Origin of the sequence: Streptomyces sp. NPDC017529 (genome assembly GCF_044329785.1) — a bacterium.
Lineage (GTDB): Bacteria > Actinomycetota > Actinomycetes > Streptomycetales > Streptomycetaceae > Streptomyces.
Map to the genome: position 1 here is coordinate 1 of NZ_JBIRJY010000013.1, position 15,973 is coordinate 15,973.

A 15,973-nucleotide genomic window follows, 5' to 3' on the forward strand; every position below is an offset into this window, starting at 1 on the left:
AACGGCTCGATCCACTTCGGATCATCTGCCGAGATCACCCCACCCATGCCCAACCAACGCGCCAACCGCACCACTGGTTACGGGACAACCTTTAGTGATCTGAGTCAGAGATTCGGTGGCAGTAAGCGACGACTTTGTCGAGGATCTCGTCGGCGGTCTTCGTCCAGGCGAAGGGCCTGGGGTGTTCGTTCCAGTCGGCGAGCCAGGCCCGGATGTCGCGTTCGAGGGCCTGGACGGAGCGGTGGACGCCGCGCCGGAGTTTCTTCTGGGTCAGTTCGGCGAACCACCGCTCGACCAGGTTGAGCCAGGACGCGCTGGTGGGCGTGAAGTGCAGGCGAAAGCGCGGGTGCGCCAGCAGCCACGTCTTGACCGCAGGCGTCTTGTGCGTCGCGTAGTTGTCGAGGATCAGATGCACGCCGAGACCGGCCGGAACCTCCTTGTCCAGCCTGGCCAGGAACTTCTTGAACTCCACGGCCCGGTGTCTGCGGTGCAGCGAGCCGAAGACCTTCCCGCTTGCCACCTCCAGGGCGGCGAACAGCGTCGTGGTGCCGGCCCGCACATAGTCATGGCTGCGCCGCTCGGGCACCCCGGGCATCATCGGCAGCACCGGCTGGGACCGGTCCAGGGCCTGGATCTGCGCCTTCTCGTCCACGCACAGGACCAGGGCCTTCTCCGGCGGATCGAGATAGAGGCCCACGACGTCACGGACTTTGTCGATAAACAGCGGGTCCGTGGACAGCTTGAACGTCTGCGACCGGTGCGGAGCCAGGGCGAACGCCCGCCAGATCCGCGAGATCGCCGACTGCGTATGCCCGTGGCCGCCGCCATCGACCGGGTCGACCAGTGGGTGGCGTTCTTCGGCCTCTCCTCCAGCGTCTTGACGATGACCCGCTCGACATCCGCATCGGTGATTTTGCGCGGGACACCCGGCCTCGGCTCATCGCACAGGCCGTCCAGACCGCGGTCGAGGAAGCGCCGTCGCCAGGTGCGGACCGTGTCCGGGGCGATCCGCAACCGGCGCGAGACCTCCATGATCGAGTGCCCCTCGGCACACTCCAGCACGATCCGCGACCGCAGGGCCAGCGCCTGAGCCGTCGTACGCCGACGCACCCACCCCTCCAGCACAGCCCGCTGGGCATCAGTGACCGACAACGGCGCAATCTTCGGACCCGGACGACTCATACCCAACCAACGACGAATCTCCGACTCAGGTCACTAGCAGGTGCCAGGCGTACTCCACGCCGACCACCCGGCCGCCGCATCACCGTCCCCCTGTCGGCCCCCCGGCCGCAGCACCGCAGCACCGCAGGAACAATCCCGCGCCGCTCCACCCGCAACACCCCGGCCCGCCGATACGACTCGAACAGCCGACGCAGGGCCACAGACATGTCGGCACCTGGCCGCGGCCAAGATCCCGCCCCCCACCGATGCGCCGGCGCCGCTACCCTTCCGACACCACCGATGCCGAACGGGCCTTGCTTCAGGCCCTGCTCTCGCCGGCCGCCTGCGAGATCGGCCGGGGCCGGCCCGAGAAACATCCTCGCCGCGAGATCGTTGACGGTATTCGCTATCTGGTCGATAACGGCATCACACCCGGGCGTGCGTCTGCACCCGCGCCTACTGCGACCTCATCGACCGTCAGGTGCCGGTGCAGTCCGGTCAGGAGGGCAGAGGCGTGATCGTGCGCATGGTCTACTGTCGGGCTGGACCCAACCAGCGGCGGACGAGCGCGATCAGGGAAGGTCCTCCGCGGAAACACCACAGGGCGATGACCGGATCGCAGATGGCGCATGCCAGGGATACGTCGTGGGAGAACGGCAGGATCGGATTGCCCTTAAGGTGGTGGGCCATGTCCCATGCGGTGTGGAGCAGCCAGCCGATGCCGATGAACGCCCAGGACTCCAGGCCGCGGTAGGCGACGTAGGCCATGAGCGCGACGAACGGGAGCTCCCATGGGCCAAATCCGCCTCCGCTCAAATATGCGGCGCCGGCTCCGCCCACCATGATCGCGTTGAAGCGGCGTCGGTGCGGTTCTTTGATCAGGGACATCAGCAGGCAGTAGATGATGCCGACGATCACTGGTGACACAAGGTTCATGAGGGTATGACTTCTTCCGGCTGGGCGCGGGCCGTATCGATGCGGTCGAGCTGTCGCAGCGCGAGCAGTCCGCCGATGCCCGGAACGATGGCCAGGACCTTGGCGGCGGCCGGGGCCTGCTTGAGGCGCCAGGTCGCGATCACGACGAACAGGTAGGCGCAGCCATGGGTGGGGCCCATCAAGGACGAAATGGGCTTGAGGTGGACGGTGAACACGTTGGCCAGCATCACGATCAGGGAGATCAGCTCGGCGTGAGCCGCGATGCGCAGGTGGCGCGGAGACCGGAGGTACATGGTCACACCCCCGTGGTGGAGCCAGGACGGATGATCATCAGTACGGTGACTGTGGCCCAAAGCAAGTTGAAGATGCCGGTGAGCATGGCGAGACGGCCCGGTGCCAAAGGGGTTGGCGCTGGCAACGGCGAGGCGGAACTCGTTGTCTCGGCCAGAGCACGGTCCTGCGCGGGCAGGACCAGCAGGGCCAGGACGGCGGCGGCCGCCGCCGTCAGCAGGATCGAGGTGATCAGCCAGGTGTCGCCGAGGACGCCGAGACTGCCGGCCGTGGTGAAGCCGAAGAGGGGAACGGCGATGCCGATGCCCGCGTAGACCCGGCAGCTGCGGTGCAGTGTCCGCAGGGTCGTACGGGCGCCGCCGTCGCCGGAGGTGCCGAGGGCGCGGCGCAGAGTCGCAGGAAACATGCTCGCGGCGACCGTGACCGGGCCGACGGCGACGATGGCGGCCAGGACATGCAAGGACCGAAGGAGCTTGGTCACGCCTGGTACTCCGGGGCGGTCTGACGCTCGCCGGTGACCTTCGAAGACGGAAGGCGGCCAGCCTTGGAGGTGCCCTGGAGGGTGTCGCCGTCGACCGTCACGTCGAACGCCAGGTTCAGCCGCATGGGCTTGGTGATGGCCTGCTTCCAGGTGAGCCGGTCGCCGTCGAGGATGATGTCGCCGAGTGGTATTTCCTCGCCGGCTCCGCGGGCGACGCCGGTCAGGGTGCCGGCCTGCTCACGGAGTTCGACCACGGCCTTGATCTTGCCGATGGGAGTGGAGACGGACAGGTTCCAGGTGCCTTCGACGGACATGCCGGTGTTCTTCCTGACTGTGCAAGGGGGATGGTGAGCGACTGACCTGCGAAGGGCCGAGTGCTCAGAGGGGGGTAGGCGTCGGGCCCTGGGCGCGCCAGACGGTGCCGCGCCGCTCGTGGCAGAAGAGCTCTTCGACGGCGTGCGCGACGCGGGGGCCGATCTCGCGCTCCAGCAGATACAGGCCCAGATCGAGCCCGGAGGTGACGCCCGCGCCGGTGATCAGATCGCCGTCGTCCACGATGCGGGCGCGGACCGCGTGGGCGCCGGTGGCGTCCAGCATGTCGAGGCCCAGGTGATGGGTGGTGGCGTGGCGTCCCTCCAGCAGACCTGCCATGGCCAGGACAAGCGAGCCGCCGCAGACGGTGGCGACCGTGACGTCCGGGGCGTCCATGGCCTGCTTGAGGAGCGCAGGGAGCTCGGTGGTCAGCGTGCGGCCCAGCAGCACCGGGATGAACTCGTCCTGCTTCCACTCGCCGGCACCCGCCTCTTCTCCCGGGACCTCGCCGGGTTCACCTACGCGGCCGGAAGCGCCGGGCACCAGAAGCATGTCCGCGCGCTCCAGGTCGAGGACGCCAGTGGCGCGCAGTGCCAGTCCTCCGGTGCCGCTGATCACCTCCCGAGGGCCCTCCGCGGAGACCAGCTCGACGGTCACCGCGCCGTCCGACGCCGAGCCGCCGGCGTACAGCACCTCGTAGGGGGCGATGGCATCGAGCGGGTCGAAGCCATCGAACAGGACGACCTGGGTGTGCATGCATATTCCTTCGGCGGGGGCGATTTCCATCGGACGCCCCGAAGTCAACCGGCTGGCGTCGTGATCGCCCAGTGGCACTAGTGACGGATTTCAACGGGATAATGCCAAGAGCTTCCAGAAGGCTCAGGGCTGCAATGACATAGAGCTGCCCGAGTATCGGTCCAGGTCCGTCAAGCCGATGGGAAGGTACGTTCTGGCCATGCACACCGTTGCTGTTCTCGCGTTGGACCAGGTGATCCCGTTCGATCTGTCCACTCCGATCGAGGTCTTCTCCCGGACCCGCCTGCCCGACGGGCGGCCCGGCTATCAGGTCCGGGTGTGCGCCGAGCACGACGAGATCGACGCCGGAGCCTTCACCCTGCGCGCCCCCTGGGGCCTGGAGGGCCTCCAGGACGCGGACACGATCATCGTGCCGGGTGTCACCGATCCCACTGCATCACTCCCTCCCGCCGTGCGCGACGCACTGCGGTCGGCCGCTGCCGACGGCACGCGGATCGCCTCCATCTGCGCAGGCACCTTCCCCCTGGCTGCCACCGGGCTCCTCGACGGGCTGCGCGTCACGACCCACTGGCGTGCGGCCGGGCTTTTGGCCGCCACCCACCCGGACATCGACGTCGACCCAGACGTCCTCTACGTCGACAACGACCAATTCCTCACCTCGGCCGGCGCTGCCGCGGGTATGGACCTGTGCCTGCACATGATCCGCCGTGACTACGGCTCGGCTGTCGCTGCCGACGCCGCCCGCCTGTCGGTGATGCCTCTCGAACGGGAGGGCGGACAGGCGCAGTTCATCGTCCACGACCACGCCCCCGCACCCCAGGGCTCCGAGTTTGAGGTGCTGCTCGCCTGGCTACGGGAAAACCTGGCCCGCGACCTCACCCTCGCCGACATCGCCGAGCGGGCCGGGACCAGCACCCGAACCCTGATCCGACGCTTCCGCGAGCAGACCGGCACCACCCCGCTCCAGTGGCTCCATCGAGCCCGCGTCCGCCAGGCACAGCACCTGCTGGAAACCACGGAACACTCCGTGGAGCGCATCGGCCACCAGGTTGGCTTCGGCTCACCCACTACCTTCCGTGACCGCTTCAAACGCACCACCGGCGTCAGCCCGCAGACCTACCGACGCACGTTCAGCTGAACCGGCAACTCGCAGCCGCCCCCGATCCGATTAGGCGCTGTTTCCCGGATCTCCTGACGCGAGTGGGTTGTTGGGGCCAGGCTGGCTATATGGGGCGTGGGGATCTGACGAATGCGGAGTGGGACCGGCTGGAGTCGTTCTTACCTCGTGGTGGTACGCGTGGGGGCCGGTGGAGCGATCATCGCCGAGTGATCAACGGGGTGCTGTACCGGGTCCGTACGGTCCGTACGGGGGTGCAGTGGCGGGATCTTCCGGAGCGGTTCGGGCCGTGGGAGGCGGTCTACAAGCGCCATCGTCGCTGGTCGGCGGATGGAACCTGGCGGATGTTGCTGTCGAAGGTGCAGGCCGCCGAGGACGCCGCCGGCCGGGCCGACTGGGAGGTGTCCGTGGACTCCACGGCGGTGCGTGCCCGCCCAAAGACGCCGACAGCGCACGCAGCACCGCCTCCGGATGGTAGATCGCGCACGTGGTGGCCACCTCCGGTCCCTGGGCCAAGAGCCGGAGGGCGTCCGCGACGGTGGCCAGGCTGCCGCCCTCCGATCCGGCGGCGCAGTCCAGGCGGTGCACCAGGCGGCGTCCGTCCCGCGTCATGTCGACGCGCCAGCGGGTGCGCTGCTCCGGGGATGGCGGATCCAGGACGGCGTAGCCCTCGCCCCCGATGGGCTGCACGATCGGATGCGGAGCGCTGAGCTCGACGATGTGCGGCTGCTGGATCGGGCCATGCGCGGTGTCCACCCAGTCGGGCAGCGTGAGCTGGTAGGTGTACCCACCAGGTGCCCAAGCGGTCGCGGCGGCGACGGGTGACGACCGTCCGGACCGTCTGCCCGTCCGGCAGCTTCACCTTCACCAGGGGGCCGTCGCCCCAGTGCGCCGCCGCCTCGTCATACCCCTGCACACCTCTGACCCTGGACGCCGCACAGCCGCAGCGCGGCCTGCCCGCACGGCCCGGCCGCCAGCCCCAGCGCCCCTGCGCTTCGTAGGACACCCCTGGTCGGCGCCCGGTCCGGGCCGTGTCGTGGGAGTGCGCCACCGCCCCGTCGGGAGGTGGCGCACTGGCCGTTCGTCAGCGTTATCCCGCTGCCGTCACCGGCGATCAGGTCAGCGGCGTCCCCAGTGTTCGGTGTCGATGGTGTGGCGGTGCTGGTCGCGCAGGGTGGCGACATCGCGCTTGTTGTCCCATATGTGATCGCGACGGTTCTGGAAGACGTGCTGGAGGTTGTCGTGGCCCCGGCCGGTGTGCACCCGTACCGTCTGGTGGCCGCCCAGACGCAAGGGGCTGAAGCGGTAGGTCTGGTGGCTGCGCTCGCCGGTCAGGGACCAGCCCTTGAGGTTGACCGGGTGCCGGCCGGTGTCTGCACGGTGACTCACTCCCCGTTCAGGCTCCGGTTGGCGCGGGTGTCCCGTCCGGGCTGTTGGCCTGCACCGCGCCGATCACGATCGGCGAGCGGTGCTTGGCCGGGGTGTGGTGGACGATGGCCGACGCCGGCAGCGCCACGGTGGCGGCCAGGGCCGCCGAGCCCAGGACGGTGGCGGCGAGACGTGATGCGAAGCGGTTCACGTAGACCTCCCGCGAACAGGCAGCCATATTCGACGGAGCTACCTTCACCGGGCTCGCCGCGTTCAACCAAGTGGCCTTTACCTACGCTGTCCGGTTCCACGGGGCGACGTGGCGATATCCGCCTTCGTATGGAGTCCGGGCAGAAGACAGGACAGGACTGAGCCGGGCGGGGTGAGCGCCGAGCGTGCCCGCGACCCGTGCGGGCACGTCTGGTGAACAGCCTCCGGAGGGCGTCCTCGCACGCCAACGCTTCCTCGGCGTACCCCATGCCCAGGCCCCATGCGCAGCGCAGCTGTGCCTCGCGGGGCGTCGGCCTGGGGATCACCCCGCACGTCGGCGAGCTGGTGCCGGTCTGACTTTCGAGGTCCAGCCGTCCGGCTGTGCTGCTTCCTGATCTGCGAGGTACGGACACAAGAACAGCCACACTCTGGTGACTCGCGCGCGTTCGACCCGGAAGTGTTTCGCAAGGGAGTGCTCTGATTCAGGACGCACGCTGTGGGCAGAGTTCCTTGACCGTCGGATCCGCAAGGAGCCGGGGCCAGTGGTTGGCCCTGCTGAGGCCGCAGATGCGGGTGGCGACATCGTCGATGTCCGTGCTCCACAGGCGTGCAGTGCCGTTCTGGCCGCGGGTGGCCACGGTACGGCCGTCGGGCGAGAACATCACCTTCAGCACCGCGTCGGTGTGGCCGGTGAGTACGGCGGTCGTCCGGCGGGAGCGCAGATCCCAAAGGCGGGCGGTGTGGTCCGTGCCGGCGGTGGCCAGGGTACGGCCGTCGGGGCTGAAGGCCAGCGCCGACAGGGCGTTGGTGTGGCCGGTGAGGGTGGCCAGTCGTCGGTGTGAGGCGGTGTCCCACAGGCGGGTGGTGCTGTCGGTGCCGGCGGTGGCCAGGGTGCGGCCGTCAGGGCTGAAGGCCAGTGCGGCGATGGCGTAGCTGTGGCTTTTCAGGATGGCGGACATGCGGTGGGAGTCCACTGCCCACAGGCGGGTGGTGCCGCCGATTCCGGCTGTGGCTACCGTACGGCCGTCAGGGCTGACGGCGACCGCGGTGGTCGTGCCGGGGGCTCCGGTCAACGTGGCGGTGGCGCGGCTGGTGGCGACGTCCCACCGGCGTATGGTCCCGTCGGCTCCGCAGGTGATCAGTGTCCGGTTGTCGCCGCTGAAGGCCATCGAGCGGATGACGCCGGGAGGCCCGCGCAGGGTGGTGGTCTGCCGTCCGGCGAGCATGTTCCACAGGCGTACGGTGCCGTCCTTGTCGGCGGTGGCCAGGATGCGGCCATCGGCCGTCGTGGCCCCTACCAAGGGGGTGGAATGAATGCGGGGCATGGCCGGTCCCGGTGCTTTGAGAGTCCACCACGCCACGCCATGGAGGTAATCGAAGGCGGCCTGGGCGCCGCTGCCGTCCGCGAACGCGGTGGAGGTGGCAATGCCCGAACGGCCGGCCAGGACGGTGATCTTCCGGTGAGAGGCGGTGTTCCACAGATGCACGGTGTGGTCTTGGCCGGCGGTGGCCAGAACCCGTCCGTCGGGGGAGAACGCGACCCCGTGGACAGCGCCGTTTCCGGTGAAGGCGGCCAGTGGCCGGTGCGTGCGCAGGTCCCAGAGGCGAGCGGAGCGGTCGCTGCTCGCGGTGGCCAGCACGCGTCCGTCCGGCGAGAACGCCACATCCTGCACCATCTGTGTGTGGCCGGTGAGGGCAGCAGTCTGCCGGTGGGAACGGGTGTCCCAAAGTGTGACGCCGCGGTCGCTGCTCGCGGTGGCCAGCGTGTGCCCGTCGGGAGAGAACGCCACCCGCATCACCGCCTCGTTCCGGCCGGCGAGAGTGGCGGTCATCCGGTGCGAGGCCACGTCCCACAGGCGGGTGGTGCGCTCACCGCCCGCGGTGGCCAGCGTGCGGCCGTCGGGAGAGAACGCCACCCGCATCACCGCCTCGTCCTGGCCGGTGAGGGTGGCGGTCATCCGGTGCGAGGTTACGTTCCACAGGCGGGTGGTGCGGTCGCTGCTGGCGCTGGCCAGCGTACGGCCGTCGGGGGAAAACGCCACCCCTTCGACCATGTTGGTGTGGCCGGTGAGGGTGGCGGTGGTCCGGTAGGTACGGGTGTCCCAGAGTTTGATGCTTCGATCGTTGCCGGCGGTCGCCAGGACCCGCCCGTCGGGAGAGAACGCCAGGTCGTTGACCGAGTCGGTATGGCCGGTGAGCGTCGCGATGAGGCGGTGGGAACGGGTGTCCCACATCTTGACGCTGTGATCGTAGCTGGCGGTGGCCAGCGTGCGGCCGTCGGGAGAGAACGCCACACCGTCCACTACGTCGGTGTGGCCGGTGAGTTGGTTCGCATAGTACCCGGCGTAGGAACTGAGCAGGCTGCTGCGGGCCTCGACGGTAGGCGCCTTCCGGTACCCCCGCAGGGCAAGAAGCATGGCGGCCTCTGGGTGCTGGCCGGTCATCGCCTCGGCGCGGGCGGCCAGCTCACGGGAGACCGCGAGACGGCGCTGGGTGTCGGCGTCAAAGGCCTTCTGCACGGCGGAGGTTGTCGCGGCAAGCGCCAGGACCAGCAGGATGCTGAGCGCCGCGATGAGCCGGCGGGTACGACGGGTCTGGCGCTGTGCAGCGACGAGGCTGGCCTGGAGGAAGGCGTCCTCCAACGCCGTGAGGTGGGCGCGGTGCCGCGGCGAGGCGAAGAGGTCTTTGGCAGCGGAAAGCCGCGTGCCGCGGTAGAGCGCGCCGGGATCACGCTGAAGCTGGTCCCAGGCTTGGGCCGCTTCGGTCAGTTTGCGGTGAGCGACCAAGCGCTCGCGGTCTTCTTCGATCCACCTGCTGAGCCGGGGCCAGGACGTGATCAAGGCCTCGTGGGCGATGTCGACGTTCTCGTCGTCGACGGTGATCAGGCGGGAGCGGGCCAAGGCTTCCAGGGCGACAGCGCGATCCGCCGGACGCCCGGTCCGTGTCTCGCTGTGGGCCAGGGGACGCCGGGTGTCCTGTGCGCCCTCTCCCGGGGTGATCATTCGCAGCAGGATGCGACGGGCTGCTGCGGCCTGTGGGGGCGTGAGGCGGGTGTAGAGGTCCTCGGCGGTGCGGGCGATGGCGCCGTGAATGCCGCCGGCGGCCTGGTAACCCTCCAGCGTCAGGGCGCGACCGCGGCGCCTGCGCCAGGTCTCCAGCAGCGTGTGCGACAAGAGTGGCAGAGCCCCCGGCTCCTCGCTCGTCTCCTTGAGGAGCCGGGCCGTCAATGCACGCTCCACTATCAGTCCTGCGGTGGCCGCGGGTTTGACGATCACCTCCCGCAGTTCGTCCGCCGTCATCGAGCCGACCGGCAGGCTCGCCGTTGCGAGGGTTTCCACCAGGCCCTCGTACTCGAGGCAGCGAGCGTAGAAGTCGGCCCGGACTCCCACCACTACGCGCAGGCGGCTGAGGGCGTTCCGGGCCGACAACAGCAGGTCGATGAATTCCCGTCGCGCCCCCGGGTCGTTACAGAGAGTGAAAATCTCCTCGAATTGGTCTACCACCAGCCATGTGTCTCCCGCTCCAGGGGCCGGAGTGAACAGCTTGCGGTGTTCGTGCACCGGCCGGGGACCGGGGGTCAGGATACGGATCGCCGCCGCACGCAGCGCCGGCTCCTGAGCGCTCTGCAACCGGGGGATGAGCCCGGCGCGCAAAAGGGAAGACTTTCCACTGCCCGAGGGGCCGAGCACCACGACACACCGACACGTTCGGACCAGGGACATGAGGTTGTCGGTGAGGCGGGTCCGGCCGAAAAACCGGGAATGGTCACAGGGTTCGAAGCGGGCCAGGCCACGGTAGGGAGGGTCCGTCAGCTCCTCGTCCGGGTCACGGGGCCGATGGGCCTCTTCATCACGCGCGGTCTGCCACCGCTGCTCCCATTCTTGCGGGTTTCCGCCGCAAGCCTGCACATAGGCCAGCGTCAGCGGCAGTGACGGCAGTATCTCGCCCGCCGCCGCGCGGGACAGCGCAGCGGTCGAATATCCCGCCTTTGGGGCCATCGCTCGGTAGGTCGGGCTGCCGGCCTCTTCCCGCAGCTTGCGCAATGCGAAGGCGAACCGCTGCACCGGCCCCGCACCCGGATCGATCGGCTTTTCACGTCGCCCCACTGCAGTCCAGCCCTCCCCGTTCACGTGAGACCGTCCACCTCAGCACGGCCGCCACAGCGCCACAAGACGCCCGCGGGCCAACTCCGGTCCCCCAACCGGACCACCGTTGCGTTGTCTACCAGCACGAACAGGGGGTGCGAGACAACCATCCGGCCGCTGAGATCACTAGGGCACGGCCTGGACCGGCACTGCCCACGAGAGCGGCCCGGGCCTGCGCAGAAGTGCCGAACACACCGCAGCTACACCATTATCGAAGGGAGATCATCATGCGCATGGGCCGTATAGCCGCGCTGGGCATCGGTATCGTCACGCTGACAGCTGGGGCGGTCGTTCCCGCAGTCGCCAACAGTTCCGAGGGCGCCACCCAGACTCGCCAGACGCAGTCCGACTCCGGTGATCTGGCCAGGGGGGCTCTGTGGCTGTACCAGAACAGCCACTACAGGGGCGGAAAGAAGAAAATCACGCAGAAGGACCCGAACTTCAAGAACAATCACTTTAACAACGGCAAGAGCCTCAACGACCGCGTCAGCTCGGTGAAGAACCGCTCCACCAAGGCGTGGAGGCTGTACAAGGACGCCGGCTACCACGGGCCGAGCACGAAGATCCTCCCGGACCACCAGCTCTTCACCCTGCGGTCCACCAATGTGGGCAACGACGCCGCGAGCAGCGTCAAGTAGGCGAGCAAGCAAGGAGCGCGGGTGGTGCCGACCGAGCCGTCGGCACCACCCGTACCGCCTTCCCACGAGAAGAGGCCGCCGTGACCGTCTCCGTCCGCCCGAGGGCCGTCGCCCTGCTGCTCCTTCTCGCGGCCACCGGCTGCGCGGGAACACAGCCGCAGCCTCCCGCTCCCCGAACGACGGCGGGCCCCGCCGCCAGCGCGGAAGCCAGGAATCTCATCCTGCCCTTCGACTCCTACGCCCAGTCCGACGCCGACCTGCTCACCATCTCCTCTGCCGAGGACGTGCTCATGGGCCCCTGCATGCGCGCCCAGGGGCTGGCCTGGAAGACGCTCCCCCGCGTCTCCGGCGAGAACGCGGACCCGCCGAACCGCCGCCGTTACGGGGTCATCGAACCCGAGGTTGCCCGCCGCTACGGATACCACCCGCCGTCCGACCCTCCCGCCTTGGCACAGCGCCAGGCCGACGAGAAGGCGCGAGACGCGGCGCTCGGCCCCCGGGAACGGCGAGCCGCTTACGGCACCGACGGTGTGGGCGGCTGCTGGAAGAAAGCGCACGCCCGCCTGCAACAGCCCATACCGGAATCCGCCGAATCCCTGTTCAACGACCTCAACCTGCGCCTCTTCGACAAGTCACAGCGCGACGCCGGCGTCGTCCGGGCCATCCGGGCGTGGAGCGCCTGCATGGGGCGCGCGGGATGGCATTACGCCTCCCCCGCGCAGGCCTCCGACGCCCCCGGGTGGAACAAATCCCCACGGGTCACCGCCCGCGAGATCGAGGTGGCCGAGGCCGATGTGCGCTGCAAGCAGGAGAACCACCTCGTCTCCACCTGGGCCGCTGCGGAAACCCGTATGCAACGAGCCGCACTCGTTCGACACGCCGCAGCTCTGGAGGCGTTGAAGACGGGATTCACACGCTGGCTGGTAAACGCCCGCGCGGTCCTCAACACCACATAGGGGCGGTGGCCCGGCCGCCCTGACCACCGCGCGGACGCAGCGGAGCCTGAGAACGCCTCCCTCGCCAGCGGACCCCATCGCTCATCCTCCACCCTGACCGGGAAGGCCACCACGCCGGGTACGTCCGCTTCCACGCAGGTGCGCACCACACTGTCCACTTCTCAGGGCGCGTCCGTGTCCGCGGGCGGAGGCAGCGTACGCAGCACCGCCTCCGGCCGGCAGATCGCGCACGTGGTGGCCACCTCGGAGCCCCGCGCCAAGAGCCGCAGGGCGTCCGCGTCGGTGGCCAGGCTGCCGCCTTCGAACAGTCCAGGCAATGCACCAGACGCCGCCCGCCCCGCGTCACGTCGACGCGCCAGCGGGTGCGCTTCTCCGGCGGCGGATCCAGGGCCCGTGATGGCCTCCGGTGCCTACTTCGCACCTGTGTTCCCTACGGAACGGACGAGCATCTCCGCAATCCGTCACGCTTCGCGGGCGACGAAACCCCCTTTCGTCGCCCGTGGAGCCACGACTCAGACAAGGACATGGCGCGATGCCGGGTTATTTTCCCCAGCAACCTGTGAAAACTGCGGGCATCTGCTGAAAGAGCAGTCCACGGGGCGGCCTGGAAAATACTGCGGCACCCAGTGCCGCCAGGCGGCATACCGCAAACGCCAGCAGAGCCAGGCCGAGGTCGATACCGCCGAGCTGGACGAGAAACTCGCCGGGCAGGCAGAAACACTTGAAGAAAAACGATCTGCCTGCGCCAGCAGTTGGCGACGTCCTGCGGCACCGACGACCTCCTGCAGACCCTGGTGCAGATCCAGCTCCTGGCAGAGAAGATGCTGCCGGCCGCCGTCCGGCGAACCCGCCGTCGCGGCGCCGACTGGGCCAGCATCGGCACCGTGCTGAACCTGAACAAGGACACCGCCCGGCACAAGTACGGTGAGGGCTGCGACCGCCCCCGCCCGCACCCCGCGCACCCGCCCCGCCGGCGCCTTCCGACGAGCGCCCGGCCACAGGGACCGGCAGCATCGGGCCATCGGCGGACCACCCCACCTCCGAACCGCCCCCAGTGCCGGAACCGACCGGGCCACCGGGCCAGCTCGCCCCCGTTCTGAGCAAGCTCCAGCGCGCCTTCCGACCGAGCCTGCGCAGCCTGGGCGATGTCACCCGCCTGTCCCCCAGCTACCTCTCCCGCATCATGAGCGGCGAGCGCTTCCCCTCCTGGGACGCCACCGCCCGCCTGGCCCGCGCCTGCGGCCGACCCAGCGGTCCTTCGCAAAATCTGGGAAGACGCCCGGACCCACCGCGCCACGCCGCGCGCCGACCACACCCTCCCCTCGGCCCTGCGCTACCAGCACCGGCGCGCTGGCTCCCCCACCCCGCCATAGGAGATTGGATCAAGTAACCGACGGGGAGTACGCACATGGCGGCAGAGGCCGGCACCCGGCACGAAGAGCGCGTCGCGGCACGGGCATGGACCGTGCGCCTGGCCCCCTACGGCCGTCCTTGCGCCGGTGCGGTGCGGCTCTCCTGCTTCCGCCCGGCCTGCCCCAACCAGCGCTTTCCCGAGGGCGCGGCGGCCGGGCGCAAGGCTGCGGTCGCACACGTCAACCAGAGAACCGGTCTGTACAGCGGTGATGAACTGTCCGGCAGGGCGCAGGAGATCGAGACCGGCGTGCCGGGGGGCGGGCTCACTGGCGCAGGGCCTCGCGAAGAGCCTGGGTGAAGCGCTCGGCTTGGTCCTGCTGGGGCATGTGGCCGGCGCCTTCGATGATGGTCAGCCGGGCGTTGGGGATCAGGTCCACGCACTCCCGAGGGATGGCGAGCGGGACTTCGGTGTCCAGTTCGCCGTGCAGGAACGTGGTGGGTACACGCACCTGGCCCAGGCGGCCGCGCGGGTCGTAGGCGGCCTGGTCGGCGACGAGTTGGTCGATGCGGAAGGTCGCTTCCAGGACCTGGCGGACCGTCCAGTCAGTCATCGCGGCGCTGACGCCGGGGCGATACCACTGCGGGATGAAGTCGGCGAGCGTGCCCGCCCGGTCTGCGCGCAGGTCCGCCAGCAGCTGGTCCATCGCCTCCCTCCTCCCTGAGAAGTGGTGCATGCCGGCATTGACGGGGATGACGGCGCCGATGTTGTCCGGAGCGGCCAGGGCGGCCTCGATGGCGAACGCCCCCGCGATCGATGATCCGATCAGCACGGGGTTGTCCAGTGCCAGGGCGTCGATGAAGTCCAGGATGTCGTGAGTGACCTCGGCGATGGTGTAGCCGGTGGCGGGCCGGTCGGAGCGGCCGCAGCCCCGCCAGTCGACGGTGATCACGCGGTGGTCGGTCATCAGGTCGGCTGCCTGGCTGTCCCACACCCGACCACTGGTGCCCCAGCCGTGCAGGAACACCAGGGGCCGGCCGGTGCCGTGCTCCTCGTAGTAGAGCCGGATGCCGTTGACCGTCGCGTAGGTCATCTTCTCGTCCTTCCTCCGACAGGCCGGCCGGAACCGCCCGTACTGAGCTGCGCTGACGTAGCAATTGCAGCGAAGGGGCCGGTGACGACCAAGGGGTGATCCGCTCCTAGACTGATCACAGATCGTGATGAATGCGAGATGCTCGTGGAACTGCGCCAGGTGCGTTACTTCGTGAGCGTGGCCGAGGAGCTGCACTTCGGGCGCGCCGCAGAGCGGCTGCACATCGTGCAGCCGGCCGTCAGCCAGCAGGTCCGGCGACTGGAGCGCGAGCTCGGGCTGGAGCTGTTCGACCGCACCACCCGTACCGTGTCACTGACCGCGGCGGGCCGGGCCTTCCTGCCGCACGCCCACGCCATCCTGCAGGCTGAGTACGCGGCGACCGAGGCGATGGACTTCCTGCGCACCGAACAGGAATCGACCTTGCGGCTCGGCACCAGCGTCGGGCTCGGCGACCGCCTGGACGCCTTGCTGGGCGTACTGGCCGAGCGGGCTGACCAGCTCATGGTCGAGCTGGTCAGCGTGCCTCTGGAGACTCGACTCCAGCAGGTGCGCACCGGAGAACTGGACGCCGCTCTCACCCGGGGCATCGATCACAGCCCGGAGTTGGAGCTGCTCCCCCTGTGGCCCGATGTCCTGGTCGCCGCGCTGCCCGCACGGCACCCACTGGCAGCCCAGCGGGAAGTCACCCTGGCCGAGCTGGCCAGCCTCCCCCTGCGTATCGCATCCCGAGGAGCCAACCCGCACCTGGTCGACACCGTCGTCGGCGCCTGCAGGACAGCTGGATTCGAACCTGTCATGGGCCCTGCTTTCACCACCGACCAGGACACTCTGGCCGCCATCGCCTCCGGCAGGCCGAGCTGGACGGTCTACTACGCGTCCCAGGCGCAGATCCAGCCGGCCCCCCGCGTCGCCTTCCGGCCGTTCGCCGGGCCCGCCCCGGCCGTACGGACCTGCCTGGCCGTACGCCCGGGTCCTCCGTCCCGCCGGCTGACCGCGCTACTGGACGCCTGCCACGAACTGGAGCGGGCTGACCAACCGGGACGTCCGTAGGCGAACGGCGTGTCAAAGGGGCATGACCTGCACAGGAACCCGCTGGCACAACGGCAGGCGAGGGGGTGAGCGCGGTGTTCCCCGACCGCAGCCTCTCCCCCGCGGCCG

Annotated in this window: 15 protein-coding genes and 3 pseudogenes; 7 read left to right on the top strand and 11 right to left on the bottom strand. The window is 69.3% G+C overall.

Translation table 11 applies throughout. The features are described 5' to 3' along the window. Window positions 1–91: 91 nt before the first annotated feature. A pseudogene (locus ACH4K4_RS27940) lies at window positions 92–1,182 on the bottom strand (IS630 family transposase). 245 nt (window positions 1,183–1,427) lie between these two features. Here ACH4K4_RS27940 and ACH4K4_RS27945 point away from each other — a divergent pair. Further along, window positions 1,428–1,586: pseudogene (locus tag ACH4K4_RS27945) on the top strand (transposase); the annotation flags it as partial. 106 nt (window positions 1,587–1,692) lie between these two features. On the opposite strand, the gene ACH4K4_RS27950 reads toward ACH4K4_RS27945, so the two are convergent. From ACH4K4_RS27950 to ACH4K4_RS27970, 5 genes are all read right to left on the bottom strand, one after another. Further along, on the bottom strand, window positions 1,693–2,097 hold the full coding sequence (locus ACH4K4_RS27950; RefSeq protein ID WP_398171069.1) for a DUF6010 family protein: 405 nt from the start codon (window positions 2,095–2,097) through the stop codon (window positions 1,693–1,695). Then, window positions 2,094–2,390, bottom strand: a complete 297-nt coding sequence (locus ACH4K4_RS27955) for a DUF3817 domain-containing protein (protein WP_398171317.1) — start codon at window positions 2,388–2,390, stop codon at window positions 2,094–2,096. Before ACH4K4_RS27955 ends, ACH4K4_RS27950 begins: the two co-directional genes overlap by 4 nt. A 2-nt stretch (window positions 2,391–2,392) precedes the next feature. Beyond that, window positions 2,393–2,869 (bottom strand): DUF2269 family protein, encoded by a 477-nt coding sequence (locus ACH4K4_RS27960; protein ID WP_398171070.1) that lies wholly within the window; start codon window positions 2,867–2,869, stop codon window positions 2,393–2,395. Further along, window positions 2,866–3,183, bottom strand: a complete 318-nt coding sequence (locus ACH4K4_RS27965; RefSeq protein WP_398171072.1) for a hypothetical protein — start codon at window positions 3,181–3,183, stop codon at window positions 2,866–2,868. Before ACH4K4_RS27965 ends, ACH4K4_RS27960 begins: the two co-directional genes overlap by 4 nt. A 64-nt stretch (window positions 3,184–3,247) precedes the next feature. Further along, window positions 3,248–3,937: a DJ-1/PfpI family protein gene (locus tag ACH4K4_RS27970; RefSeq protein WP_398171074.1), complete on the bottom strand. Its 690-nt coding sequence runs from the start codon at window positions 3,935–3,937 to the stop codon at window positions 3,248–3,250. Between the two features lie 199 nt (window positions 3,938–4,136). Here ACH4K4_RS27970 and ACH4K4_RS27975 point away from each other — a divergent pair, with 199 nt between their 5' ends. Both ACH4K4_RS27975 and ACH4K4_RS27980 read left to right on the top strand, forming a co-directional pair. Beyond that, window positions 4,137–5,075 carry a GlxA family transcriptional regulator gene (locus ACH4K4_RS27975; RefSeq protein ID WP_398171075.1) on the top strand — a complete coding sequence of 313 codons (939 nt, stop codon included), beginning with the start codon at window positions 4,137–4,139 and terminating at the stop codon, window positions 5,073–5,075. 89 nt (window positions 5,076–5,164) lie between these two features. Continuing rightward, window positions 5,165–5,485: pseudogene (locus tag ACH4K4_RS27980) on the top strand (transposase); the annotation flags it as partial. Window positions 5,486–6,173: 688 nt separating this feature from the next. Here the strand turns inward: ACH4K4_RS27980 and ACH4K4_RS27985 are convergent. From ACH4K4_RS27985 to ACH4K4_RS27995, 3 genes are all read right to left on the bottom strand, one after another. Then, a complete protein-coding gene (locus ACH4K4_RS27985; protein ID WP_398171076.1) occupies window positions 6,174–6,443 on the bottom strand; it encodes a lamin tail domain-containing protein in 270 nt (89 codons plus the stop codon). A gap of 7 nt (window positions 6,444–6,450) precedes the next feature. Next, on the bottom strand, window positions 6,451–6,633 hold the full coding sequence (locus ACH4K4_RS27990; protein ID WP_398171077.1) for a hypothetical protein: 183 nt from the start codon (window positions 6,631–6,633) through the stop codon (window positions 6,451–6,453). Window positions 6,634–7,114: 481 nt separating this feature from the next. Beyond that, window positions 7,115–10,762, bottom strand: coding sequence for a hypothetical protein (locus ACH4K4_RS27995; protein WP_398171078.1), 3,648 nt, complete (start codon window positions 10,760–10,762; stop codon window positions 7,115–7,117). 242 nt (window positions 10,763–11,004) lie between these two features. On the opposite strand from ACH4K4_RS27995, the gene ACH4K4_RS28000 reads away from it, so the two are divergent. Then, a complete protein-coding gene (locus ACH4K4_RS28000) occupies window positions 11,005–11,415 on the top strand; it encodes a peptidase inhibitor family I36 protein (protein ID WP_398171080.1) in 411 nt (136 codons plus the stop codon). A gap of 80 nt (window positions 11,416–11,495) precedes the next feature. Further along, window positions 11,496–12,371 (top strand): hypothetical protein, encoded by an 876-nt coding sequence (locus ACH4K4_RS28005; RefSeq protein WP_398171081.1) that lies wholly within the window; start codon window positions 11,496–11,498, stop codon window positions 12,369–12,371. A gap of 161 nt (window positions 12,372–12,532) precedes the next feature. Here ACH4K4_RS28005 and ACH4K4_RS28010 read toward each other — a convergent pair whose 3' ends face one another. Beyond that, complete coding sequence (locus tag ACH4K4_RS28010; protein WP_398171083.1) at window positions 12,533–12,688, bottom strand: hypothetical protein; 156 nt, start codon at window positions 12,686–12,688, stop codon at window positions 12,533–12,535. A 737-nt stretch (window positions 12,689–13,425) separates the two neighbouring features. Here ACH4K4_RS28010 and ACH4K4_RS28015 point away from each other — a divergent pair. Then, window positions 13,426–13,761 carry a helix-turn-helix domain-containing protein gene (locus ACH4K4_RS28015; protein WP_398171085.1) on the top strand — a complete coding sequence of 112 codons (336 nt, stop codon included), beginning with the start codon at window positions 13,426–13,428 and terminating at the stop codon, window positions 13,759–13,761. 286 nt (window positions 13,762–14,047) lie between these two features. Here the strand turns inward: ACH4K4_RS28015 and ACH4K4_RS28020 are convergent, their stop codons facing one another. Then, window positions 14,048–14,815 (bottom strand): alpha/beta fold hydrolase, encoded by a 768-nt coding sequence (locus ACH4K4_RS28020; RefSeq protein ID WP_398171086.1) that lies wholly within the window; start codon window positions 14,813–14,815, stop codon window positions 14,048–14,050. A gap of 144 nt (window positions 14,816–14,959) precedes the next feature. Between ACH4K4_RS28020 and ACH4K4_RS28025 the strand changes: the two genes are divergently transcribed. Beyond that, window positions 14,960–15,865 carry a LysR family transcriptional regulator gene (locus tag ACH4K4_RS28025; RefSeq protein ID WP_398171319.1) on the top strand — a complete coding sequence of 302 codons (906 nt, stop codon included), beginning with the start codon at window positions 14,960–14,962 and terminating at the stop codon, window positions 15,863–15,865. Window positions 15,866–15,973 lie beyond the last annotated feature (108 nt).